Annotated in this window: 20 protein-coding genes; 14 read left to right on the forward strand and 6 right to left on the reverse strand. The window is 43.4% G+C overall.

What is annotated here, in order from left to right; translation table 11 throughout:
- Window positions 1-315: 315 nt before the first annotated feature.
- The 10 genes from JU57_RS02005 to JU57_RS02050 all read left to right on the forward strand — a co-directional run bounded on the left by JU57_RS02005 (window position 316) and on the right by JU57_RS02050 (window position 12,212).
- Window positions 316-3,036 carry a molybdopterin-dependent aldehyde oxidoreductase gene (locus JU57_RS02005; protein ID WP_037956290.1) on the forward strand — a complete coding sequence of 907 codons (2,721 nt, stop codon included), beginning with the start codon at window positions 316-318 and terminating at the stop codon, window positions 3,034-3,036.
- 80 nt (window positions 3,037-3,116) lie between these two features.
- Window positions 3,117-5,480: a pyridine nucleotide-disulfide oxidoreductase/dicluster-binding protein gene (locus tag JU57_RS02010; RefSeq protein WP_037956293.1), complete on the forward strand. Its 2,364-nt coding sequence runs from the start codon at window positions 3,117-3,119 to the stop codon at window positions 5,478-5,480.
- 1 nt (window position 5,481) lies between these two features.
- The gene (locus tag JU57_RS02015) at window positions 5,482-5,688 is read left to right on the forward strand and encodes a DVU_1557 family redox protein (RefSeq protein ID WP_037956298.1); all 207 of its coding nucleotides are present in this window, start codon (window positions 5,482-5,484) and stop codon (window positions 5,686-5,688) included.
- A gap of 34 nt (window positions 5,689-5,722) precedes the next feature.
- The gene (gene trsM, locus JU57_RS02020) at window positions 5,723-6,430 is read left to right on the forward strand and encodes a DVU_1556 family methyltransferase (protein ID WP_051906486.1); all 708 of its coding nucleotides are present in this window, start codon (window positions 5,723-5,725) and stop codon (window positions 6,428-6,430) included.
- On the forward strand, window positions 6,423-6,869 hold the full coding sequence (locus JU57_RS02025) for a DVU_1555 family C-GCAxxG-C-C protein (protein WP_037956308.1): 447 nt from the start codon (window positions 6,423-6,425) through the stop codon (window positions 6,867-6,869). The genes trsM and JU57_RS02025 overlap by 8 nt, the downstream gene beginning before the upstream one ends.
- Complete coding sequence (trsS, locus tag JU57_RS02030; RefSeq protein ID WP_037956479.1) at window positions 6,847-8,196, forward strand: radical SAM (seleno)protein TrsS; 1,350 nt, start codon at window positions 6,847-6,849, stop codon at window positions 8,194-8,196. Before JU57_RS02025 ends, trsS begins: the two co-directional genes overlap by 23 nt.
- Window positions 8,196-9,497, forward strand: a complete 1,302-nt coding sequence (locus JU57_RS02035) for a DVU_1553 family AMP-dependent CoA ligase (protein ID WP_037956311.1) — start codon at window positions 8,196-8,198, stop codon at window positions 9,495-9,497. The genes trsS and JU57_RS02035 overlap by 1 nt, the downstream gene beginning before the upstream one ends.
- Window positions 9,494-10,528 carry an XdhC family aldehyde oxidoreductase maturation factor gene (locus tag JU57_RS02040; RefSeq protein ID WP_037956313.1) on the forward strand — a complete coding sequence of 345 codons (1,035 nt, stop codon included), beginning with the start codon at window positions 9,494-9,496 and terminating at the stop codon, window positions 10,526-10,528. The genes JU57_RS02035 and JU57_RS02040 overlap by 4 nt, the downstream gene beginning before the upstream one ends.
- A gap of 3 nt (window positions 10,529-10,531) precedes the next feature.
- On the forward strand, window positions 10,532-11,638 hold the full coding sequence (locus JU57_RS02045; protein WP_037956315.1) for a DVU_1551 family NTP transferase: 1,107 nt from the start codon (window positions 10,532-10,534) through the stop codon (window positions 11,636-11,638).
- Window positions 11,631-12,212 carry a histidine phosphatase family protein gene (locus JU57_RS02050; RefSeq protein ID WP_037956317.1) on the forward strand — a complete coding sequence of 194 codons (582 nt, stop codon included), beginning with the start codon at window positions 11,631-11,633 and terminating at the stop codon, window positions 12,210-12,212. Before JU57_RS02045 ends, JU57_RS02050 begins: the two co-directional genes overlap by 8 nt.
- Before the next feature lie 39 nt (window positions 12,213-12,251).
- Here JU57_RS02050 and JU57_RS02055 read toward each other — a convergent pair whose 3' ends face one another.
- The 6 genes from JU57_RS02055 to JU57_RS02080 all read right to left on the reverse strand — a co-directional run bounded on the left by JU57_RS02055 (window position 12,252) and on the right by JU57_RS02080 (window position 17,648).
- Window positions 12,252-13,328: a hemolysin family protein gene (locus JU57_RS02055; protein ID WP_037956326.1), complete on the reverse strand. Its 1,077-nt coding sequence runs from the start codon at window positions 13,326-13,328 to the stop codon at window positions 12,252-12,254.
- A gap of 112 nt (window positions 13,329-13,440) precedes the next feature.
- Complete coding sequence (locus JU57_RS02060; RefSeq protein WP_037956328.1) at window positions 13,441-13,806, reverse strand: methionine-R-sulfoxide reductase; 366 nt, start codon at window positions 13,804-13,806, stop codon at window positions 13,441-13,443.
- A 131-nt stretch (window positions 13,807-13,937) separates the two neighbouring features.
- A complete protein-coding gene (locus JU57_RS02065) occupies window positions 13,938-14,600 on the reverse strand; it encodes a TrkA family potassium uptake protein (protein ID WP_037956330.1) in 663 nt (220 codons plus the stop codon).
- Complete coding sequence (locus JU57_RS02070) at window positions 14,597-15,928, reverse strand: TrkH family potassium uptake protein (RefSeq protein WP_037956331.1); 1,332 nt, start codon at window positions 15,926-15,928, stop codon at window positions 14,597-14,599. Before JU57_RS02070 ends, JU57_RS02065 begins: the two co-directional genes overlap by 4 nt.
- Window positions 15,925-16,632 carry a response regulator transcription factor gene (locus tag JU57_RS02075; RefSeq protein WP_037956333.1) on the reverse strand — a complete coding sequence of 236 codons (708 nt, stop codon included), beginning with the start codon at window positions 16,630-16,632 and terminating at the stop codon, window positions 15,925-15,927. Before JU57_RS02075 ends, JU57_RS02070 begins: the two co-directional genes overlap by 4 nt.
- Window positions 16,629-17,648, reverse strand: a complete 1,020-nt coding sequence (locus JU57_RS02080) for an ATP-binding protein (RefSeq protein WP_037956345.1) — start codon at window positions 17,646-17,648, stop codon at window positions 16,629-16,631. Before JU57_RS02080 ends, JU57_RS02075 begins: the two co-directional genes overlap by 4 nt.
- A 111-nt stretch (window positions 17,649-17,759) precedes the next feature.
- On the opposite strand from JU57_RS02080, the gene JU57_RS02085 reads away from it, so the two are divergent.
- From JU57_RS02085 to JU57_RS02100, 4 genes are all read left to right on the forward strand, one after another.
- On the forward strand, window positions 17,760-19,763 hold the full coding sequence (locus tag JU57_RS02085) for a TonB-dependent receptor (protein ID WP_051906488.1): 2,004 nt from the start codon (window positions 17,760-17,762) through the stop codon (window positions 19,761-19,763).
- Window positions 19,763-20,323 carry a hypothetical protein gene (locus JU57_RS02090; protein ID WP_037956347.1) on the forward strand — a complete coding sequence of 187 codons (561 nt, stop codon included), beginning with the start codon at window positions 19,763-19,765 and terminating at the stop codon, window positions 20,321-20,323. The genes JU57_RS02085 and JU57_RS02090 overlap by 1 nt, the downstream gene beginning before the upstream one ends.
- Window positions 20,324-20,403: 80 nt before the next feature.
- The gene (locus tag JU57_RS02095) at window positions 20,404-22,275 is read left to right on the forward strand and encodes an AMP-binding protein (protein WP_294875301.1); all 1,872 of its coding nucleotides are present in this window, start codon (window positions 20,404-20,406) and stop codon (window positions 22,273-22,275) included.
- 61 nt (window positions 22,276-22,336) lie between these two features.
- Window positions 22,337-23,731, forward strand: coding sequence for an MBL fold metallo-hydrolase (locus JU57_RS02100; protein WP_037956352.1), 1,395 nt, complete (start codon window positions 22,337-22,339; stop codon window positions 23,729-23,731).
- Window positions 23,732-23,824: the final 93 nt, after the last annotated feature.

Raw genomic sequence — 23,824 nt, forward strand, 5'->3', positions numbered from 1 at the left:
GCTATTGCTATATTCATGCTACATTCGTACTATATAATCTTCGCAGATAGTTAAAAAGTCAATCTAATAAAAATACATAAGTTATGGGAGGCCAAAAAATTCGATAGAACATGAATACCAAAGGTATCGGCGTATTTCATGGTGGGATTTAAGGGTGAGTTTTTTGACGATTCATGGTTGGTAATATGCAAAAAAGGCATATTAAGAGCATTTAACGTGAGATTTTCAAAAAGCTTATGTGCAAAAATATGCACATTTTGCATATTTCTTATTTACATGTAAGAAAGTGCTGACAACTATTTAAGAGGGAAATACATGTTAAAAAGAACCTTAATCATTAATGGCGTTAAAACCACTTTGGTGACAGACGCCGAGGAGAAACTATCCGATGTGCTGCGAAAACAGTTAGGACTCACAGGCACAAAAGTAGGCTGTAATAGCGGTGAATGCGGTACATGTACCGTTATTTATAATGGCAAAGTTGTGAGATCGTGTATTTTAAAAATGAAAAAAATTGAAGACAATGATGAGATCATCACCATTGAAGGGGTCGGTACGAAAGATAAACTTCACCCACTTCAAGTTTCGTGGATGGTGCATGGTGCGGCGCAATGCGGTTATTGTACCCCTGGTTTTATTGTCTCTGCCAAAGGCCTTTTAGACCAAAACACCAACCCAACACGTGAAGAAGTACGCGATTGGTTCCAAAAAAACAAAAACCTCTGCCGTTGTACGGGATATATTCCTTTAGTGGACGCGGTAATGGACGCTGCAAAACTCATGCGCGGTGAAATTACCATCAAAGATATTTGGAAAGAGCTTCCTGAGGGCGCTTCGTTGGTGGGTTCAGAGTTTATTCGTCCCTCCGCACTTGCGAAAGTCATGGGAACATGGGATTTTGGAGCTGATTTGGGTCTAAAACTTCCACTCAATACCCTTCACGCCAAACTCGTTCAAGCCGAGGTTTCTCATGCCAATATTATCTCGATTGACACCGAAGAAGCGAAAAAAGTTCCCGGTGTTGTGGCAGTCCTTACCTATAAAGATGTCAAAGGAACGAACCGCATCAATGGTTTGGCATTTCCTACCAATAAGGGCGATGGCTTAGATAGACCGATTTTGAATGATAAAAAAATCTTCCAATACGGTGATGCCATTGCGATTGTTTTAGCTGAAAATGAAAAAGCAGCTCATGCAGGTGTCGAAAAAGTCAAAGTAGAACTCGAAGTCTTACCGGCGTACATGAACGCACCTGACGCGATGGCAGATGATGCGATTGAGATTCACCAGGGTACTCCAAATGTCTACTTTACCAACCATATCAGTAAAGGAGCCGAAACCGGCCCTATCATGAAAGATGCACCTTTTGTGGTGGAAGATAGCTTCTATACGCAACGACAACCGCACTTACCGCTCGAGCCTGATGTTGGTTTTGCGTATGTCAATGATGAAGGTAAACTCATTGTTCACTCAAAAAGTATCGCACTGCATTTTCATGCGTTGATGATTGCGGAGGGTGTGGGCATGAAAGCCGAAGATGTTTTCATCGTTCAAAACAATACGGGCGCTACGTTTGGTTATAAATTTAGCCCAACGATGGAAGGCTTACTTGGAGTTGCAACCCTTGCTACGGGAAGACCAGTCTATCTTGAGTTTGATATGAAACAACAAATCACCTATACAGGTAAACGTTCCCCATTCTGGACAACGATGAAAATGGCGGCGGACAAAAATGGCAAAATCTTAGCATTAGAATCTGATTGGAGTGTTGACCATGGTCCTTACTCCGAATTTGGTGACTTATTAACCCAAAGAGGTTTCCAATTTGGTGGAGCAGGATATATGATTCCTAATATTCGTGGTAATGGACGAACCGTTTGTACGAACCACGGTTGGGGTTCAGCGTTCCGTGGATACGGTGCTCCTGAGATCATGTTCCCATCCGAAGTACTCATTGATGAATTGGCTGAAAAAGTCGGTATGGATCCGTTTGACTTCCGATATAAAAATATCTACAGACAAGGTGATACAACCCCAACAGGATGTTCTCCCGATGTTTTTTGTTTAGAAGAGCTGTTTGATAAAAGCCGACCAGTGTATGAATTGGCGAAAAAGACAGCAGCGAAAAAGAATGCCAATGCAGCAGCCGATAAAAAATACGGTGTGGGCGTTTCGGTCAATATCTATGGTTGTGGCTTAGATGGCCCTGACTCTTCTGAAGCGTGGGCGGAACTGACCAAAAACGGTGTTGCGGTCGGCAATTCATGGGAAGATCACGGACAAGGTGCAGATATTGGCACGCTTACCTTTGCACATGAAACTTTGAGACCTCTTAACCTTAAACCAGAGCAAATTGATTTGGTGCTCAATGATATGACCAAAACACCCAACAGCGGTCCAGCAGGTGGAAGTCGCTCCAATGTGGTCACGGGAAATGCAACCGTTGTGGCATGTCGCAATTTGCTTGAAGCGATGAAAAAAGCAGATGGAACATACCGAACTTACGATGAGATGGTCGCCGAAGGAAGAGAGCTTAAATACATGGGTAAATGGACAGCACCATGCACCGATACACCTCCAACCGATGGTCAAGGTAACCCGTTTGCGGCTTACATGTACGGTGTCTGCATCGCAGAAGTCGAGGTCGATACCAAAACGGGTAAAACCAATGTTGAGAAAATGACACTCGCATCGGATGTCGGTACGATCATCAATAAACTCGTTGTCGATGGACAAATGTATGGTGGTTTGGTTCAAGGTATCGGTCTAGCACTCACTGAGGACTTTGATGATCTTAAAAAACATACCACCTTGACAGGGTGCGGTATCCCAAAAATCAAAGATGTTCCCGATAATCTTGAGCTAATGTATACCGAATACCAACGACCAAACGGCTTGCTAGGTTCTGCAGGTGCAGGTGAAATGCCTTTGGCAGCGCCTCATGCGGCGATTATTAACGCGATTTACAATGCGTGCGGTGCGAGAGTAACACACTTACCAGCACGTCCTGAGAAAGTTCTAGCAGCGATGGCGTAGAGCTTTACATGTAAGGCGTGCGATACGTGTGTATCGCACGCCTGATTTTGCTTTTAACACGATATTTTGAGGAAAACAGAATGGATTTAGACGCATTATTAGAGATGAGCAATCAGTGTATTCATTCAGAACCTCCCGTATGCATGGCATCGTGTCCGGTTCATATGGATGTGATTGCTTTTGTTACTGAAATTGAAAAAGGTGATTTTGCTAAAGCGTATAAGGTGATGGAAGCCAAAATACCCTTTAGCAGACTTATTGGAAAAATCTGCGACCACCCTTGTGAGAGTCACTGTGTACGAAAAGAGGTGGGTGGAAGTATCCGCATCAGTGAACTGGAAAAAACGGCGATTGATTTAGGGTATACGAGTCCTAAAAAACCACTACTTATGCCCAAAAACAAAGGGACGGTTGCGGTTATTGGCGGAGGGCTTAGTGGGTGCGTTGCAGCGATTGAGCTGGATAAAAAAGGCTACAACGTCACTATTTATGAAAAAACAGACCGTTTAGGAGGAAGCCTTTGGGCGTATGAGGGGCAAGACTTAGAGAGTGCCATCATCGAAGAAGAGCTCTCCGTGATTGCAAAAAAAGGCATTACGGTTTGGTATAACACGGAAGTGACTGAAGCAAATCTGCAAACGTACATTGAAAAATACGATGCGCTCTATTTAGGAACAGGGGCGTGGAGTAAAGCGTATGCCATTCATCCTGAGACCTTTCAAGTCAATGATACTTCCTTATTTATCGGCGGCACACTTCAAACGCAAAACCATTCTAGTATCTTTTCGGCAAGTTCAGGCAAAAGAGCGGCGGTCTCTATTGACCGCTACATTACCAAAACCTCGATGAGTGCTTCTAGGGAGCGCGAGGGCGTTTTTGAAACGAAATTAGACTATAAAATTGATACGGTACAACCCATTGTAGAGGTGGCTAAAACAGCCTCTGTTTATTCTGAAAGCGAAGTGCAAGAAGAGGCAAGTAGGTGTCTTAAATGCCAATGCGATGCCTGTATTAAAGCCTGTGTGCATATGCAACGTTTTTCCATTACGCCTGATCGTTATATCCGAAGCATCAATCATAACGAGCGCATTGTTTTAGGAAACAGAAGCGCTAATTTGATGATCAACTCCTGTACGGAGTGTGGTTTGTGTAAAGAGGTGTGTCCTTTTGGCATTGGTATGAAAGATATTATCCACGCTACAAGACAGAGTATGGTAGAGCGCGGTAAAATGCCCATTTCGGCGCATGATTTTGCCCTTAAAGATATGCAGTTTAGCCACAGCGATTATTTTTCACTCGTACGCAAACAACCGAGCAAAGAGCAATCCAAAAACCTTTTTTATTATCCCGTCATTGCTTTTTCGCAGTATGCACGAGGTTTGTACAAAGGCTCTGGAAAAACGGGCTATCTTTTTTACCCAGGTTGTCAGCTGAGCTCCACGCACACGGATTATATTGGCGCTATTTACAAATATTTGGTGGGCGTGATCAAAGAAAAAGAGGCTGATAACGATGTCGGTCTTTATCTGGGGTGTTGTGGCGCACCTGCGGATTGGGCAGGAAGGCTTGATCTGATGCCTGAAAGTGTTGAAAAAATACATAAAACGTGGGAAGAGATGGGTGAGCCGACCTTCATTTTAGCCTGTTCGAGCTGTGCTTCGACATTTGAGAAATACTTGCCGATGATTAAGACCATCTCGTTATGGGAAGTGTTTGCCACCTACGGTTTGCCCGAGGTGGATATTAAAAAAGGTAAGCGTGAGCTTTGCATTCACGATGCCTGTGCGACGAGGCATAATGCGAAAATTCATGAAAGTGTACGAAGCATTGTGAAAACTTTGGGTTATAGCGTTGAAGAGCTTGAATACGCCAAAGAGAAAGCAAAATGTTGTGGTTATGGCGGATTGGTCGCTTGTGCCAATCCTGAGCAGGCGGAAGATTTTGTCCAAGACCGCGCCCATGAGAGTGAACACGATGTGCTGGTCTATTGCGCGATGTGCAAAGATATGTTGGTGAAAGGAAATAAACGGGCGTACCACATTTTGGACATCATTTATGGCAATGAGATCAACCCTGATGCGCCTCAAAAAATGCTAACGCTTTCCGAGCGCCAAAACAATCGCAAACGCCTCAAACAGCAGTTGCTCAAAGAGATTTGGAACGAAGAGGAGAGCGATATGAGCAAGACCTATGACTTTACCCTGCATCTTTCCGATGCGATCATTGCTTTGATGGAGAAGCGATTTATTTTGCTGAGTGATGTTGAAAAAGTGGTGGAACACTCGCTTACATGTAAAGAGCGATTTTACAATCCTGAAACCTTGGATTTTCTCGCACGCCTGAGAGTGAACAATGTGACCTTTTGGGTGAAATACGAAGAGCATGGCAGTGACATCACGGTAAAAGATGTCTACTCACATCGCATGGAAGTGGTGGAGGACTGAGATGGAAACGAAAACCGAAACAACAACCACATGGATGTGTGACAAATGCCACAAAGCATTGGTATCACAAAAGGTTAAAGTGCGTTATCTTGAAGGTAATTTTGAAGTGGAACTTTTAAAATGCCCTACCTGTAACATGGTTTTTATTAGCGAAGATTTGGCTTTAGGGAAAATTCTTGAAGTCGAAAAAAGCTTGGAGGACAAGTAGCGTGTTGACATGTAATGTCTATGAAAGCAGCTGTATGCACGAAGCTACGGGGGAAACCTTGCGTCCGGGGGGATTTAAACTCACCGATCAAGCGGTTCGCTTTTGTGGCTTAAATGAACATAATCATGTGCTCGATCTAGGCTGTGGCATGGGCGCAACGGTTTCGTACCTTTATGAAAATTATGCGATTAAAGTGGTGGGAATTGATCCATCCTCGAAGTTGTTAAGTCTTGCAAAGGCGAAAAATCCTTTTGCAACGTTTATTGCAGGATCGGGGGATGCGCTTCCCTTTGTCACTAAAAGCTTTGAATGTGTTTTTGCTGAGTGTACGCTTTCTCTGATGAATGATTTACATGTAACGTTAAAAGAGGTCTATCGAGTTTTGGATACAGGCGGTTGGTTTGTCATCCACGATGTGTATGCGAAAAACCCTGAGAGCCTAGATGCGATGGATAATTTCTCCATCACATCGTGTATGCGAGGGATGCACGATCTGCTCTCTTTAAAAGAGATGTTGGAAAAAGTTGGCTTTGAAATCATGCTTTTGGAAGATTGCTCTGAGCTACTCAAAGAGCTTATGGTCAAAATCATCTTTTCGCACGGTTCGATGGGGGCTTTTTGGGGTAAAACCATCGAAGGTGAAAAAGCGCAAACGTGTTGCTCTTTTGAGCAAAACATTAAGCAATGCAAACCCGGTTATTTTATGTTAATTGCTAAAAAAGGAGATGAAAACAATGGATGATGTATCGCTACGACTCTTTAAACTCTCATCAGCAGGGTTTTGCTGTGCGCAGATCATGTACAAATTGGCGCTTGAAGACGAAGGTTCTTGCAATGATGACTTAGTGCGCTCTGCACAAGGGCTCTGCCGTGGCATCGCCGATACGCAACAAACCTGTGGCGTACTCAGTGGTGGCATTGGCGTTTTAGGATTGTATGCGGCAAAAGCAAAAGAGGAAGAGAGTGCTAATGAAGATTTTGCACCGATGGTTCAGGCGTTTCACGAATGGTTTCAAACAGAATGTGGCTCAACGCAGTGTGCCGCGCTGATTGGCGTGAGAGATTTTCACAGTGGCGACCAAAGTTTCAAACCCATTTGCGCCGGAATCATCCAAAAAGCGTATGTCAAAGTCTATGAGATTTTGCTAGAACATGGCTATGACTACGGAAATAGAGCGTAATGCAATGATGCACACGGAGAGTTTATGTCCGATCTGCTTGCGCGTGCTTGAGGCGTTTATTGTTGAAGAAAACGGGAATGCTTCCATGCTTAAAACTTGCCCAGAACACGGATCGTTTGAGACGGTTTTGTGGCGAAGCAAAACGCCGATGAATGAGTGGATACGTACCAAAGAGAGAGCGTATATTAAAAATCCTATCACAGAGGTTGACAAAGGGTGTCCGTTTGATTGTGGTTTGTGCAGTGCGCACCGACAACACACCTGCACGGCACTGATTGAAGTAACGTCACGGTGTAATCTTAGTTGTCGTTTCTGTTTTGCAGACGCGATGGATGCTAAAAGCAATGACCCGACCTTGGAGCAGGTACGGTTTCAGTTTGAGAGCATTTTGAAAGTCTCAGGCAGATGCAATATCCAACTCTCAGGCGGTGAGCCAACGGTAAGAGATGATTTGGCGGAGATTATTCGCATCGGTGTAGAACTAGGCTTTCCATTCATTCAGGTTAATACCAATGGTATTCGCATGGCTAAAGATGAAGCCTATGTCAAAGCCTTAAAAGAAGCGGGACTGAGTTCTCTTTTTTTACAATTTGATGGCATTGATGATAGGATTTATGAAACATTACGAGGGCGTGCGCTTTTTGAGCTTAAAGTTAAAGCGATTGAAAATTGCCAAAAGTATGGCATTGGCGTTGTGCTCGTTCCCACCATCGTTCCTCATGTGAATGTGAAGAGTATCGGTGAGATTATCCGTTTTGGCATCAGCCATTCTCCTACGGTTCGAGGGGTGCATTTTCAGCCTGTGAGTTATTTTGGACGGATTCCAGAGCCTCCCAAGGATGAGGATAGAATCACCTTGCCTGAGGTAATGGAGCATATTTGCGAACAGATGAATGGCATGGTGGAGATGCAAAGTATGCAACCTCCAGGGTGTGAAAATGCGCTTTGTTCGTTCAATGGCAATTACCTTATTGAAGAGGGGACATTAAAGCCTGTAAGCAAACGCTCCTGCTGTTCAACCACTGTAGAAAAAGCTGAAGAGGGAGCGGACAAAGCCAAAGCTTTTGTGGCACGCAATTGGTCATACCAAAAACAAGCCAAAGAAGAAAAACTCTCCGATTGGGACAAAATCTTAAATGCTATTGCCAACAACACTTTTAGCCTCTCAGGTATGGCGTTTCAAGATGCGTGGAATGTCAATTTGGAGCGGATTCGGGATTGTTGTATTCATGTCTCCACGGCTGATGGAAGACTGATTCCTTTTTGTATGTACAACATCACCAACATGGACGGGATGTCACTTTACCGAGATGCAAAGAGGGCATGATGCAGGTTACACCGCTGGAAGACTGGATAATTGAGCGTACACACCTTGCGCATAAAAGCCAAGAGGCTTTGAGAGCATATCAGCTTGAAAAACTCATTCACACCTTAGCGTATGCCAAAGACAAAAGCCGATTTTATAACGAAAAATTAAAAGAGACTGACCTAAATTCTATTACCTCACTGGGGGATTTTGAGCAAATTCCTTTTACAAAGCCTTCCGATATTAAACACAATGCTCATGACTTTTTATGTGTTTCTGCCCATGAGATAGAGCGCATTGTAACCCTCAACACTTCAGGTACCACAGGCGATGAAAAGCGCCTCTTTTTTACGCATGAAGACCTAGAAGAGACCATCGACTTTTTTCAATACGGCATGAATTGTGTGGTGGAAAAAGGTGACAAGGTAATGGTACTGCTTCCAGGGTCTGCGTTTGGTAGCATCGGGGATTTGCTCAAAAAAGCTCTTTGGCGCTCTGGCATTGAGTGCGTTGTTCATGGTCTTTTGCAAGACATTGAAAAAACGGCGGCGTGCATTGAAGAACATCACATTACCTGTATTGTAGGCATTCCGATGCAAGTGCGCTACCTTAGTCTTATGAAACCTGAACTGTTTGAGCGACACATTCGCAAAGTGCTTTTAAGTACCGACTATGTCCCCGATGTACTCGTCAAAACCCTCAGTCGTAACGGTACATGTAAGGTTTTCAACCACTACGGCATGACCGAAATGGGCTATGGCGGAGGCGTGGAGTGTGAATGCCTGGGTGGCTACCACCTACGAGAAAACCATCTGTATTTTGAAATTATCGACCCAGAAACTGGCAAACTTGTGAGAGATGGCGAGTATGGTGAGGTGGTTTTTACCACGCTGAATCGCCAAGCGATGCCTTTGATTCGCTACAAAACGGGCGATAGGGCGCGGTTTTTAACAAAGCCTTGTGCGTGCGGTACGTTTTTGCGAACCATGGAAAAAGTGCAAGGGCGCATGGAAAACAGAGTTTTTATCCATGGGCATGAAATTCACCTAAAAGCGTTAGATGAAATCCTTTTACACTTTGATTCTATTTTAGATTATACGCTGAGCGTGGAGGAAAATAATACCTTACATGTAAAGCTCATTCTTGCAAATAAAGAGCGCTCAGTAGCGCTTAAAGAGGAGGTCATTAGACGCATTCGGGAGCATTTTCCTTTTGCGTTTACACTTCGGATCGACGCCCAAGAAGATGATCGTTCACCTAAAATAACCCGTAGCATGATCAAACGAACATTACACGACAACAGACAAGGAGCAAAGGTATGAAAACCATCGTAGAACACATTGTAGATAGTTTAAATGAACAACACGAAATCGTTACGGCAACCATATTGCACAAAAGTGGTTCAGCGCCTAGAGAAGCGGGCACGAAGATGGTGATTCGCAAAGATACGTCCATTGAAGGCACGATTGGGGGTGGCACTTTGGAAGCCATGGCGATGCAATTAGCCCCTGAGGTGTTTAAAACCAAACAGAGTTCCATCGAAGAGATTGAACTGACCGATGATGACGCAAGAGCTTCGGGTATGGTGTGTGGTGGCGAAGTCAGCGTGTTGTTGGAGCACATCGATGCGCTCGATATTGCGCAACTCAACATCTATCATAAAGCCAAAGAGCTTAAGGCATTGGGTACGGATTTTATTATGATCACAAACATTTCGCAGACGAACAGGCGTGTGAATGGCAAACATAAATGGATCTGCACTGAGGCGGATCTGTTTGGCGAGAAGGACAAAGAGGTACAAGGCATTGTGCAGGATCTTCGGGAAAATTTTTACCATGTCAAATTTCATTTACATGTAGGCAAAAATCGTTACATGATCGAGCCTTTTTACGCGATGGATCGGCTCTACATCGTGGGAGCTGGGCATGTTTCTCAGCAAATTGCCTTACTCTCCAAATCGCTTGGGTTTTACACGGTTGTCATTGATGATAGAGAAGCCTTTGCCAATCAAGAGCGTTTTCCCTCCGCCGATGAAATTCATGTGGTCTCTTCGACATATGAGGGATTGCTTCAAAAAGTGGGGATTCCGCCTAACAGTTACATTGTCATCGTGACCAGAGGCGTTGATAAAGTCGTGTTGGAGCAAGCCCTTCACATGCGCGCCAAATACATCGGGATGATTGGGAGTAAAACCAAACGAAATTATGTGTATGCTGAGCTGTTGAAAGAGGGATTTGCGCAACAAGCGTTAGATGAGGTGCATTGTCCTATCGGTGTGTCTATCAATGCGCAAACGCCTGAGGAGATCGCCGTTAGCATCGTTGCTGAATTAACCCAAGTGAAAAGAAGTTAGACGATGACAAAGCGTAGTATCGGTGTTTTGATTCTTGCCGCTGGGTATTCGTCGCGCATGCACGATTTTAAACCCCTCTTGCCTTTTGGAAAAACGAGTGCATTAAAACGGCTTATTTTGACCTACCAAGCGCATGGAATAGAGTCTATTTACGTGGTCGTTGGGCATCGCCAAGAAGAGATCAGAGAGGTCTTAAAAGAGGAAAAGGTTACGATTGTTTACAATGAGGATTACGATCAAGGGATGTTTAGCTCGATTCAAACAGGGCTTCGAGCGATGGATGAAACACTGAGTGCATTTTACATGCAACCTGTGGATATTCCGCTCATCAAAGCTCAAAGCCTTGAGCGGTTGTTTGAGGCGTATGCAAGCACGCGCAAAGGGGTCATTTACCCAACATTTTTGGGGCATAAAGGGCATCCTCCACTCATTGATAAGAAATATAAAGCGCAGATTTTAGCCAGTAACAGCGAAGGTGGACTTAAAAAAGTGCTCGAAGCGTTTCAGGATGATGCTTTACATGTAAACGTCTGCGAGCAGTCGGTTTTAATGGATATGGACACGAAGGAAGATTATGAAAACCTCCTGCGCTACGAAGCGTTGAGCGCGCCCAATAAAGAAGAGTGTTTGGCGATGATGCTTCAAAACGAGGTGCCACCCCACATCATCAAGCATTGCGAAGCGGTGGAAAAAATGGCGTGCAATCTGCATGAACAGATCGCCTGTTTTGGGATTGGCATCGACAAAGATGCTTTAAGTGCAGCGGCGTTGCTGCATGACATTGCGCGGAGAGAAAAAAACCATGCGCTGGTGGGTGCGCAAAAGCTTCGCGCGATGGGCTACGATGCCATTGGTGATCTGATCGCAACACACATGGACATTGACGTCGATGTGAATGCGCCGATCAGTGCGCATGAACTGCTCTTTTTAGCCGATAAATTGGTCGACGAAGATGAGGTGTGTGGTTTTGAAAAGCGCTTTATTAGGGCATTTCAAAAATGCGAAGGCAACCTCGAAGCACAACGTAACATCACCCAACGCTTAAATGCCACACGCATGATTATTTCCAAGATCGAAAAGCTTACATGTAAGGTGTTTCCTTATGGTTGAAAAAGTCTATCTGCTTCGTCATGGGCATGTTGATAACGGAAGTGAGAAAAGGTATTTGGGGCGTACGGATGTGCCACTGGATGCGTTAGGATTAGAGCAAGCACAAGTGTTCGGTGATTATTTTAAGGCGATTCCTTTTGATGCCATTTTTACCAGTCCTTTGAAGCGTTGCGTGCAAACGACACAGATGCTCTCTGAGAAATTTCAGATTGTGGAGGCATTGACTGAGATCGATATGGGGGATTGGGAAAATGTTCCGATGGCAGACATTCAGTCATGCTATCCTAAACTGTATGCGCAACGAGGTGAAAATTTGGAGTACTTTACCCCACCCAATGGTGAGAGCTTTCGCATGATGGCACAGCGTGTGAGGCAGGCATTTGAGAAAATCGTACAGAGTGGTGATGGAACCATCATCATCGTTGCCCACGCAGGAGTCAATCGCATGATTCTCTCACATCTCTTTGGCATTGAGATCAATGACATGTTTAGCATTGTCCAACCGTTTGCGTGTGTCAATGAATTAACATGGGATAGGGAACGTACGCAGTGGGAGTATCGAAACGTGTTGTAAAGAGGCTTTATTGACAAAGCCTCTGGTAGTTCAATATCTTTAATTAACCTTCGCTTTTTCGAGTTTTTTACGCTCGACTTTCATACGGTCTTGGAATTTTTTACTGCGATCTTTGGCAAAGAGTTGCATGTCTTCGACTTCGTCCATCTCATCCACGATCTCAACCCCTAAAAGCGTTTCAATCGCATCTTCAAGGGTTACAACACCCGCGGTTTGTCCGTAGCTATCAAAGACCACAAACAGATGCGTTTTACGTTTAATGAACTGATCGATAAGGTTAGGTACGGGAAGATTTTCAGAGACCATATGCACTTCGTGTGCGATGTGTTCGAGTGTGATGGTGTCGTGGTCTTCTACGCTCTCTTCAAGGATGCGTTGGTTAAAGACGATACCCACAACATCATCCAGCGTCTCACCAAAAACAGGGATACGTGAATGAATGTACATACGATCATCCTCAATCGCATCTTCGATGGTCGTTGTAGCAGGAAGCGCAAACACAACGCTACGTGGCGTCATAATGTCTTTGGCTTTAATGTTTTTGAGTTTTAAAAGATTTTCAATGAGGTCACTCTCTTTACTGAGGATCGATCCCTCTTTTTCGCCCATCGCAACAACAGCCATGATCTCATCACGCGAGAAATTGTTTTGGTGTTTTTTGTTTTTGGAAATAGAGTTGGTTAAAAGCGATGAAATCCATGTAAATGGCGTGGTGATCGTGACTAGAAACGAGATCAGGTACGCTGAGGGAATCAAGAGTTTTTTCCAGTAAAGAGCCCCGATGGTTTTAGGGATAATCTCTGAAACATACAAAATAAGCAGTGTCACAACAAACGCAACCGCTGTTTGCCACTCTTGTCCAAACAAGATTTGCGCTTGCGCACCCACACCTGCCGCTCCCATCGTGTGTGCGAAGGTATTGAACGTTAAAATTGAAGAGATCGGTTTGTCGATGTTGGCTTTGAGCTCTTTGAGTAGGACAATAGCATTTTCGTTCGTCTCTTTGGGAAGTGTTTCAATGTAAGAGTGCGTGCTTGAGAGCAAAACAGCTTCAAGAACAGAGCAGATAAACGAGATAATAAGCGCGATAGAAAGATACGTAATCAATAGCGTCATAGAAGTGCCCCTAAGAAAGAAGCAAAGTTAAAGCTACACGAGTCCGGTTCGCTTTGGGTCATACAGAATTCCTTTAAAATAATTTGTGTCGTATTATAGCATAAAGAAAAAACTACTTGATTACAGGCTCGAATAGGAGCGAGATGGAGTTGACACAATGACGCGTGTTTTTTGGGGTCAAATGCTCACCCTCAAAAACATGTCCTAAGTGCGCTTCACAGGCGTTGCAAAGGATTTCAGTGCGTCTGCCATCGCGGTCAGTTTCGCGCTTAATCGCCCCTTTGATCTCATCATCAAAACTGGGCCAGCCACAACCCGAATCAAACTTATCAGACGAAGTATAAAGAGGTGCATTGCACTGTTTGCAGTGGTAAACACCTGCTTCATGAAAGCTATTGTATTGCCCAGAATAGGGCATTTCCGTTCCTTTGTGAAGGATGACACGCTCTTCTTCTGGGCTAAGGGCGCGAAGCGTCATAAGGACTCCTTTGGCATGTGATGAAAAATAGTGCAATGGCGTTTGAAAAATCGTTGAAAACGAGCTCAAAACCTCTTTACATGTAAAACGTTATAACGACTTTGTGCTAAAAGAGGCTTTACATGTAAAGATTAGCTCTCTTCTTTGGTAAGGTTTCTCAGCTTCTCAATAAAGGCTTTTTTACCGATAAACGAGAGCATGTCATTTTCGCGAACTTTGTAGGTTTTATCGACATCAAAGGTCCAGTTATCTCTGGTTTTGCAAGCAATAAGATGGATCTCATTTTCAAACATCAGCTCGATCTCTTGTACCATTTTGCCCATCAAAGATTTGGTGACCGTAAACTTTGCAATTTTGATCGTGCTGCTAAAATCAATTTGGTCGATGACGACGTTTCCGACAAGGTTTTCCACGAGCTTTTTAGCCGATTCGCGTTCAGGATAGATGACCTTAAACGCTCCTAAGCGCGCTAGAATTTCACCATGCGTCAGCGTGATGGCTTTGGCGATGATGGTTTTATTGTCCAACTCTTTAAGCGCCATCAGGGTTAAAATACTCGCCTCGATGTTCTCGCCAATGCTGATAATAACCGTATCAAGCCCCACAACGCCCGCTTCTTGAAGGGCTTTGATGTCGGTACTGTCTAAAATAAGCGCGTCTTCAATGTGGTCGCTGATCAGTTGAATTTTGTGGGGATCGTTGTCAATGGCGATGATGTCCATGCCTTGTTCCGCTAACCCTTTGGCGATGTGAAAGCCAAATTTCCCCAAACCTATAACAGCGTATGTTTTCATAATAAAATCCTTCCTTCTGGGTATTGAATATGTTTGATTTTTTCTTTGCCGATGATGAGAAATCCAAAGGCAAAAATGCCCATCCGTCCGATGAGCATAAGGGCGATAATGATGGATTTACCAAAAGGGCTAAAGTGATCTGAGAGGCTCAGAATGTCGCCATTGCCAACGGAAACTCCCACCGTACAAAAAGCCGATACGACTTCAAAGAGTGTTTTCATAAAGGTTGTGTGTTGGGTTTCGACTAACACAACGGTGGAGGTGATTGTGATAAACGAAGCGACTAAAATGATTGCAGACGAGCGATTGATGATCTCTTGCGTAATGGTACGTTTAAAGGCGTGTGGCGCTTGATTGCTGATCTTCATCGTGTGGATAGTCGCGATGATAAGCACGGCAACGGTCGTGATTTTGATGCCGCCTGCGGTACTGCCTGCTCCTCCTCCGATCATCATGTAAATGGTCGAGCAAAAAAGCGATGCGTCACTCAGAAGTGAGAGATCAATACTGTTAAAGCCAGAGGTTCTAAAGTTGACGGAGAGAAAAAAGCTGTTCAGAAGCTTGTGATAAAGCGACATGTGTGTAAAAAGACCTTTGGTGTCCCACTCGATGGCTAAAAAGAGCATCATGCCTGAGAGGAGCAAAATCAGTGTCCCTAAAAGAGTGATTTTGGTGTGCGCGGAGAGCATAAAACGTTTGTGGGTCGCTTTGGAATGAAGCTCTACCAAGACCAAATAGCCCACACCGCCCAAAATAATTAAAAAAGCAATCGTGATTAAAACGGTAAAATCGGTTTGGTACCCCAAGAGATTGTCACGAAAGGTTGAAAACCCAGCATTATTGAACGCAGCAACCGAGTGGAAAATACCTTGCCAGATCGCTTTATTAAGAGGCATATGGGTGGCAAAACGCATCGTTAAGATGAGTGCACCTAGCGATTCGATGATGAGCGTAAAGAGAAAAACCTTTTTTAAAAAGCTTTGAATGTCGAGGTTATGGGCGTAATTGAGCGAATCTTTTGCCATGTTTTTTTCATGAATGGTCAGGTTCTTCTTCATAAATAAGAAGAAGAGGGTGACGATACTCATATACCCAACACCACCCACTTGCATCAAAATCAAAATAACACATTGCCCAAAAAAGGTAAAATGTTCAGGGGTTACTTTAACCACAAGCCCTGTCACGCACGTTGCAGAAGTCGAGGTAAAAAGTGCATCGATAAACGCGAGTCTTCCCACATGGGCAAACGGGAGCATCAAGACAATGGCACCACAAAAAATAACCGCTAAATAGCTAAAAAGGATGATCCTTAAGGTTTTTTGATTCATTCATCTCCTTGTTCGTGTTCACATTGGCAAAAACGATACCCAATGCTGGACTCTGTTGTGATGTACTCGGGTCTGGTCGAGCTTTTTTCAATTTTCTTGCGCAAAGAATTGATGTAGGTTCTGAGATACTGCATTTCGTTTTGATACCCAACACCCCATACCGCTTTTAAAATCTGCTGATGCGGAAGGACTTTGTTGGCATTTTGCATCAAGTAACGCAACAGTGCGTATTCTGTGGGCGTGAGCTTTAAGAAAGATCCCTTTAACGTTACCTCTTTCTTGGTAAAATCAATGGTAAGATCTTTACATGTAAGGATTTCGTGGGAAATTTCATGGTGCACGCGTCGTAGCGTTGAGCGCACACGTGCAAGCAGTTCACTGGTCGAAAAGGGCTTGGTGACATAGTCATCCGCACCCAAATCCAGTGCCGCGATAATCTCTTTTTCATCGCTTTTCGCTGAGAGAACAATGATGGGCGTTTTGCTCTCTTTGCGCACCGCTTTGATCAGTGTTTTACCATCGCCATCAGGCAATCCAAGATCTAAAATAATGAGCGTAGGATTGTGGCTGATGTATTCACGTTTTGCAAGTGTGAGCGTATTGGCACAGCGCGTTTTATAACCGTATTCGAACAGTGAAATGGTTAAAAGTTTGGAGATGGCATCGTCATCTTCAACGATTAAAATAAGCTCATTGGGTTTCATTCTGCCTCTTTTTGGAGCGCACTGAGGTGTTTGAGCCTTGGTAAGGTTATCTCAAAACAGACGCCATTTTCGTGGTTATACGCTTTTATTTTTCCATGGTGTGCGGCGACGATGCTTTGGCAAATGAACAGTCCAATGCCACTGCCTGAAATATCTTTCGCGTTTTCAAGGCGGTAAAATTTATCGAAAATTGTCTCTAAATACTGCTCTTTGAGGGGATTGCTTTCGTTGAAGAAGGTGATCTTCACATGTTTGGGTTCTTGAATGATCGTGACACTGATCTGTTTGGTCTGGTTGGAGTATTTAAATGCGTTGTCTAAAAGATTGGCAAAAAGGCGCACTAAAAGATTGTAATCACCCCAGAAAAGCTCCAAATTTGCATCTACATGTAAACGTAAAGAGCGCTGTATGTGGGCTTCATCAAAATCTTGCAACGCAACACCCAAACTATCTTCCAGATCGCACCATTCCATCTTCAGCTCTAAGTGCTTGTCTTTCAGGCGCGCATTGTCTAAGAGGTTATTGATGAGGCGGTTCATGCGATCCGAGCCATTTTTGATCTCGTGAAGCAGTGTATTTTGCGTCTCTTCGCTCATTTTTCGATCTTCCAAGAGCAGTGTAATCGAGCCCAAAATGGAAGAGAGCGGTGTTTTAAGGTCGTGCGAGAGGGTGCTTAGTAAAATCTCTCGTATCTCATTGGTTTGAATTTTTTTCGCTTGTGCCGTGATGATGTAGCCCACCAGTACAAAAATAGCAAAACTCCAGAGATAAATCGCATCATGGACGCTGAAGCTGTAAACGGGCGGAACATATAAAACATTGAAAAGTAAAATCGCCATAAGAGTGATCACGGCTGTAGCAGAAAAGTTACCACGAAGGGCAACCACAATGATGGGAATCAGATGAATCAGTGCGATGTTCACTAACTCCAGATAGCTTTGAAACACAACGCTAATCAGCGTAATAATCCCCAAGACACCCAAAGCAGTTAAAATGTAATTGTAGCGATGAAACACGCCTGATCCTCATAGTCTATTTGGGATTATTATAGAGCAGAATCCATCAAAAAGTTATCAAAATAGTGACTTTTAGGATAAAATAGTTTTCCCAATTTTCAAGGAGAATGAATGAAAAATCTCAAAGGTTTTCGAGGAAAGTATTTCAGCCTAGCCGCGATACTTGCTTTAAATGCTACATTAACTTTGGCAAGCGATGTTCAAAGTGTTGTAGACACTGAAAAGCAACTCTCTACGCCAAAAGTTGAAGCATCCGCGGAATCAACAGAAGTGCTCGAAGAAAGCAGCGCCCCTGTTGTGGTGATCTCGAAAAAGATCAAAGCCCAAAAGTCTGAAGTCTACACCGCTTCTAAATCCTTGGTCAGTGCGACCAATGTCACCGATAATGTCAGCATTATCACCTCCGAAGAACTCTCCCTCAAAGGCATTACTACTGTTGTTGAAGCGCTCAATACCATCGCAGGTCTTAGCTTTACTTCCAATGGTGGGCTTGGCAAATCAACTGCTGTAACGATGCAAGGTATGGCAAATCAATATATTCTCTTAATGGTGGATGGTGTGCGTTATAATGACCCGAGTGCGCTTTTAGGCGACGCTGATTTTAGCCATCTTTTGGTTGGAGATATTGAGCGTATTGAAGTGATCAAAGGAGCTCAAAGTGGTGTGTGGGGAGCGGACGCGGCTGCGGGTGTTATTAATATCATCACAAAAAATTCGCAAAATGGAACGCATGCCAGTGCGGGTGTTGAAGTTGGAAGCTATGGACATAAAAATGTCAATACGTCATTCTCTCATAAAACCGATAAATTCGATGTCATGCTCTCTGTACAACGTCTCACGGAAGATGGATTTACAACGTATGCACCAAGAGGTGAAAACATAGATCAATATGAAGATGATGCCTATCGTAATACAACGCTAAATCTTAAAATGGGTTACTGGATTGATGAGCGTAACCGCATTGAAGCAGGATACCATGATGTCAATGCGATGAGCAATTATGATGACTTTGGCAATCCAAACAGTGCACAACATACCGATGCCCATCTGCAATCGGCTTATTTAACCTATAAATATTTTACTACTAACCATGCGATTGAAACAACGCTGTCTCAAAGCTCCTTTCATAAAAAAGAGTTGGATGCTTCGTATACAGGCGATTTAAATGATTATCAAGGCAAAGTGCCTTCCATAGAGCTTAAAGATACATGGAAATACTATGATAATAGCTCTTTAGTATTCGGAACTTCGTATGAAAAACGAGAACTGACCTACACGGCAATAGGCGATAGTGAAAAAGAGCGCGATGAAAACTCCAAAGCCCTTTACATGAACAATACCAATCGATTTGGCAATGTCATCCTAACAGAAGCGTTGCGTTACGATAGCTTTAGTGCCTTTGATGATAAAGTAACGGGTAAAATTGGTGCAAAATACCTCTTTAGTGATCAGTTTAATATCTATACCAATTATGGTACCGCGTATAAAACACCTTCGATGTTTGAGATGATTTACCCTTGGGCAAGCTATGGCATCAGCAATTTTGATCTTAAACCTGAAAATATTAAAAGCTTTAATGTCGGTATGCAATATGCTGGATTTACGATGAATATCTTTAGGAATGAAATCGAAGATATGATTGATGCACGACTTAATTCTTCTTGGAAATACCAATACGTCAATCTTGATGGCACGTCCGTTATGAAGGGCATAGAGCTTTCGTATGAACAACAGCTGTTTCAATCACTTTTAATGGGAGCAAACTATACGTATGTGGATGCTAAAAGTGAAGATGGCGAGAGACTTAAAAAACGACCGCGTTATCAAAGTACTGTGTATGCAACATATATGCCGACAAGCAAAATTAAAATCAATGTTAATGGTACCTATATCGGTTCACGTGAGGATGTCTCAATCGATCCAAGCACGTATGCAACATCACCTGTTGATACCGGAAACTATTTTGTTGCCAATACCAAAGTGAGTTACCAAGTGGATAAAATATGGAATGTCTATGCCAAAGCCAATAACTTGCTTGATCGCTACTACCAAACCGTCGATGGTTATGCAACGGCAAGACGAAGCTATTACGCTGGTGTTGAGGCGAGATTTTAATGAAACTAACCTTGCGACCCTACCTATGGTATAAACTGCTCAATTCACTTTTTTTTGGGCTGGCGGTGGGGAGTGTTTTTGTGCTTTACACGCCGCTTGAGCCCTCTGTCTTTTCGCTTGGAGGCATTGGGCTTGCCATTGGTTTGCTTGTGGTGGCAAAAGTCTACGAGAAGATGATGAATCTTCTCGTTTTTTACCGCATCACACTTTTGGTGGAGTTTTTAGCGCTTCTCATTGTGGTGAGTTTTCTTCTGTTTCGCTACAGTTACAGCAGTGTCTTATTTATCTATATCTCATATCAGCTGACTTTTGTGTTTGGCAATTACCTGATGCGTATTGAAACGCTTGCTTTGAAACGTACCATCTTACTCTCGTTTGCGGATGTTCTGAAGCAAAAGGGCTATCTGATCGGTATGGTGCTTTCGTATCTGTTTTACAAGAGCATTGAATGGTATGGCATTAGTGACAAACAAGAGCAAGTGTATGCTTTACATGTAGGACTTTTGTTTATTCAAATCGTTATTATTTTTCTTGTTTTCAAGGCATTTCGCCCACGTTGAGCCTCTCTTTCAGGAATTTATGATTACAATTCATTAATTTGAAATGTTAAGGATTGTGCTTGCATCGTGAAGAGAACACGTTGTTTCATAGGTTCATTGCGAGCTATGAGCAGTATAAAGAGAGAAAAGCCTTTATTTACAGAATAGGCGATCAAGAGTTTGAAGTCAGTTACGAGAAATTATTTGAAGATGTTTTGATTCTTTCACGTGCGTTAAAAGCTAAAAAGGTCACAAAAGGCTCTAAGGTGATGTTTTTGTGTGACAACCGCTATGAGTGGATGGTCACCGATCAGGCGTTAATCGCCCTTGGTGCCATCGGCATTCCAAGAGGCTGTGACACACCCACACAAGAGTTAGAGTTTATTCTCTCCCATTCTAGTGCCGAATTTTTGATCATTGAAAATGAGAGCGTGTATGCACGACATGAAGCGATGCTAGATAGTTTTAAACTTAAAGCTATTTTTATTGTCGAAGCACCTAAGGTTCACTCCCTTTTAAGCAACCTCTATTCGTATAACGATATTTTAAAAGATCGTACGATTCATGCGGATGAGGTTGAAGCGTTTATCAAAGGTAAAGAGGCGCTTGACGAAGAAGATCCTGTCACGCTTATTTATACTTCAGGTACGACTGGCACGCCTAAAGGCGTTATGCTGAGTCATAAAAATATCATGTACAACGTACGTGAAATTCCGCCATTGATTGCGCTTCAAAGTGACGATGTGTGGGTTTCGATCCTTCCTTCGTGGCATATTTTTGAACGTGCTGCCGAATACGTCGCCCTTTCACGAGGATGCTGTACGGTGTATTCGACCATTAAAACCTTTGCTGCCGATTTGGAGCAGTATAAACCCACCATTGTGGCGACGGTGCCAAGGCTGTGGGAGTCGATGTACACACGCATTATGACTACGCTGGAGAAGAAAGATCCTAAAAAAGCCAAACTTTTTAACAAACTTGTCGCCATTTCAGCCGCTTACCGACATGCAAATCGCGTTTTAAACGACGAACTTCCCTGTTATCAAAAGCCCTCATTGATGTTTACATGTAAAGCTAAAACCATTGCATTTGTGACGCGTTTAGCGCTCTATCCACTCTACGTGTTTGCTCAAAAAAAGCTCGCACTCGTTCAAGAAAAATTTGGAGGAAGACTACGCCTTGCCGTCAGTGGGGGAGGTGCTTTGCCTGATTTTTTAGATGCGTGGATTGATGCCATTGGGATTCGCATTGTGAATGCGTATGGTATGAGTGAGTGTGCACCAACAATCGCAGGGCGAGCGTTACAATGTAATACTTTCTCAACACTCGGACTCCCTCTTTACAACACACATCTCAAAATTGTCAACAAAATGGGCGTTATGTTAGGTGCAGGTGAAGTAGGTGAAATTTGGGTGAAAGGTGAGCAGGTATTTAACGGTTATTACAAAAATACCGAAGAGAATGTCAAAAGTTTTAGTGAAGATGGCTTCTTTAAAACAGGCGATCTTGGCAAGCTGACCCTCAAAGGTGAGTTGGTTATCACGGGGCGCTCTAAAGAGATTATTGTCTTAGCCAGCGGTGAAAATGTCGATCCAAGTCGCATCGAATCTACGCTCTCCATGTTGCCGTTTATTACCGATGCGATTTTAGTCGGGCATACCAAAAAAGGGTTGGGTGCGCTCATCGTGCCTGATTTTGAAAAGCTCAAAGAGTATGTCGCGTTAAATTTCAACAAAGCCGTACACAGCATTGAGCAAGTGATGGAAGATAAACAGATCGTATCAAAAATCAAAAGTGAGATGAATGAGCTTTTGCATCAAGGACAAGGGTTTAAGCCCTTTGAGAAGTTGCAAAATATTCACTTTTTAGACCAAGAGTTTACCGTAGGCGAAGAGCTGACCAACACATTTAAGAAAAAACGACACGTCATCGAGAAAAAGTACAAAGAAATCATCGATAAATTTATACATTAAAGCATTTCGTGCCATAATGGTGTCAGAGCCTTTTAAAGGCGTTTTTGACAAAGGAGAACAGATGGCAAACGTCACATCATACGGTGCTGCTTCCATGGTTACGGGTTCGTGTCATCTCTTAGAGATTAACTCCATTAAAATCTTAATTGATTGTGGCATGATCCAAGGGGAGCTGTGGAAGAGCAACTATGAGCCTTTTGGGTTTGAGCCTTCTTCGATTGATTACCTCATTTTAACGCATGCGCATAACGACCACATCGGGCGCGTTCCAAAACTGGTCAAAGAGGGGTTTCGTGGCGAGATTATATCCACGGAAGCGACGTTGGATATTGCCTACATTATGCTTTTAGACAGTGCCAATTTATTGCAAGAAGAGTACGAGACACAGCTTCGCAAAGCGTTGCGCAGAGGGGAAGAGGCAAGTGTAGTTGAGCCTCTTTACACCAAAGAGCATGTTGAGCAGGTTTTCACCCACAAAATGCGTCGTGTGCAGTACGATGAGATCATCACCATTGCCCCTTTTTTAAAGCTAAGCCTTCACAATGCAGGGCATATTATGGGAAGTGCGTTTGTTGAGATTAATTATGACGAAGAAAATGTCTCCAAAACGGTTGTTTTTTCAGGCGATTTGGGCAGTAAAAACCGTCTGCTTCTCAATGATCTTGTGCCGATTTTCCATGCAGATACCCTTTTTATCGAATCGACCTATGGCGATAGGGAACACAGGGCACTCAAAGAGAGCCTTCAAGAGTTTAAAGACGCTGTGGTTTCAACCCTCAATGATGGCGGAAATATCGTCATTCCTTCCTTTGCGCTGGAGCGAACGCAAGAGATTTTGTGGCTGTTGCATCAGATGCACCAAGAGGGGCTTTTGCACAATTGCCATGTCTTTTTAGACAGTCCTTTAGCGATTGAAGCGACCAAAATTTACCAAAAATACCCTGCACAAATGAACCAAACGGTAGGGTTACATGTAAGCTTGGGTGATGATCCTTTTTCATTTCCTCAACTCAAACATACACCGCGTCGCAAAGACTCTATGCAAATTAATGATGTCGATAAACGTGCTATCATTATCGCAGGAAGTGGCATGTGTACGGGTGGGCGCGTGTTACACCATCTCAGACAGCGCATCTGGAACCCTAAAAATGCCGTTATTTTTGTAGGGTTTCAGGTCAAAGGCACGTTGGGACGTGATATTATCGATGGGGAGCCTTTTATTCGCATTTATGGGGAAGATATTAAAGTGCGCTCCAAAATCTATACGATCAACGGACTCTCAGCCCACGCCGATAGAGCGGATATGCTCGCTTGGATTCAACACATTGAAGGGCTAGCGATGATTCATCTGATTCATGGTGAGATAGATAAAATGGAGCTTTTTAAAGCCTATTTGAAAGAAAACATCGAAAGTAAGGTACATATTGTCAAAAAAGCGGAAACAATTTACCTTTAAAATTGACAAGGGCGATTTGAAAATGTTATAGTTTATTTTGACTTCGTTTATTGCTTCCTGATAGGGTCTATAAGCTTTAATGCCTTCGTGGTA

Source organism: Sulfurospirillum sp. SCADC, from assembly GCF_000743525.1.
GTDB lineage: Bacteria > Campylobacterota > Campylobacteria > Campylobacterales > Sulfurospirillaceae > Sulfurospirillum.

Excerpts from the sequence above, each read along its gene's own strand:
- JU57_RS02045 (WP_037956315.1), top strand. The coding sequence starts at position 10,532 with ATGACAAAGCGTAGTATCGGTGTTTTGATTCTTGCCGCTGGGTATTCG.
- JU57_RS02015 (WP_037956298.1), top strand. The coding sequence starts at position 5,482 with ATGGAAACGAAAACCGAAACAACAACCACATGGATGTGTGACAAATGC.
- JU57_RS02065 (WP_037956330.1), bottom strand. The coding sequence starts at position 14,600 with ATGAAAACATACGCTGTTATAGGTTTGGGGAAATTTGGCTTTCACATC.
- JU57_RS02010 (WP_037956293.1), top strand. The coding sequence starts at position 3,117 with ATGGATTTAGACGCATTATTAGAGATGAGCAATCAGTGTATTCATTCA.
- JU57_RS02005 (WP_037956290.1), top strand. The coding sequence starts at position 316 with ATGTTAAAAAGAACCTTAATCATTAATGGCGTTAAAACCACTTTGGTG.
- JU57_RS02040 (WP_037956313.1), top strand. The coding sequence starts at position 9,494 with ATGAAAACCATCGTAGAACACATTGTAGATAGTTTAAATGAACAACAC.
- JU57_RS02055 (WP_037956326.1), bottom strand. The coding sequence starts at position 13,328 with ATGACGCTATTGATTACGTATCTTTCTATCGCGCTTATTATCTCGTTT.
- JU57_RS02090 (WP_037956347.1), top strand. The coding sequence starts at position 19,763 with ATGAAACTAACCTTGCGACCCTACCTATGGTATAAACTGCTCAATTCA.
- trsS (WP_037956479.1), top strand. The coding sequence starts at position 6,847 with ATGACTACGGAAATAGAGCGTAATGCAATGATGCACACGGAGAGTTTA.
- JU57_RS02075 (WP_037956333.1), bottom strand. The coding sequence starts at position 16,632 with ATGAAACCCAATGAGCTTATTTTAATCGTTGAAGATGACGATGCCATC.
- JU57_RS02050 (WP_037956317.1), top strand. The coding sequence starts at position 11,631 with ATGGTTGAAAAAGTCTATCTGCTTCGTCATGGGCATGTTGATAACGGA.
- JU57_RS02060 (WP_037956328.1), bottom strand. The coding sequence starts at position 13,806 with ATGACGCTTCGCGCCCTTAGCCCAGAAGAAGAGCGTGTCATCCTTCAC.
- JU57_RS02025 (WP_037956308.1), top strand. The coding sequence starts at position 6,423 with ATGGATGATGTATCGCTACGACTCTTTAAACTCTCATCAGCAGGGTTT.
- JU57_RS02035 (WP_037956311.1), top strand. The coding sequence starts at position 8,196 with ATGCAGGTTACACCGCTGGAAGACTGGATAATTGAGCGTACACACCTT.
- JU57_RS02070 (WP_037956331.1), bottom strand. The coding sequence starts at position 15,928 with ATGAATCAAAAAACCTTAAGGATCATCCTTTTTAGCTATTTAGCGGTT.
- JU57_RS02100 (WP_037956352.1), top strand. The coding sequence starts at position 22,337 with ATGGCAAACGTCACATCATACGGTGCTGCTTCCATGGTTACGGGTTCG.
- JU57_RS02085 (WP_051906488.1), top strand. The coding sequence starts at position 17,760 with ATGAAAAATCTCAAAGGTTTTCGAGGAAAGTATTTCAGCCTAGCCGCG.
- trsM (WP_051906486.1), top strand. The coding sequence starts at position 5,723 with ATGCACGAAGCTACGGGGGAAACCTTGCGTCCGGGGGGATTTAAACTC.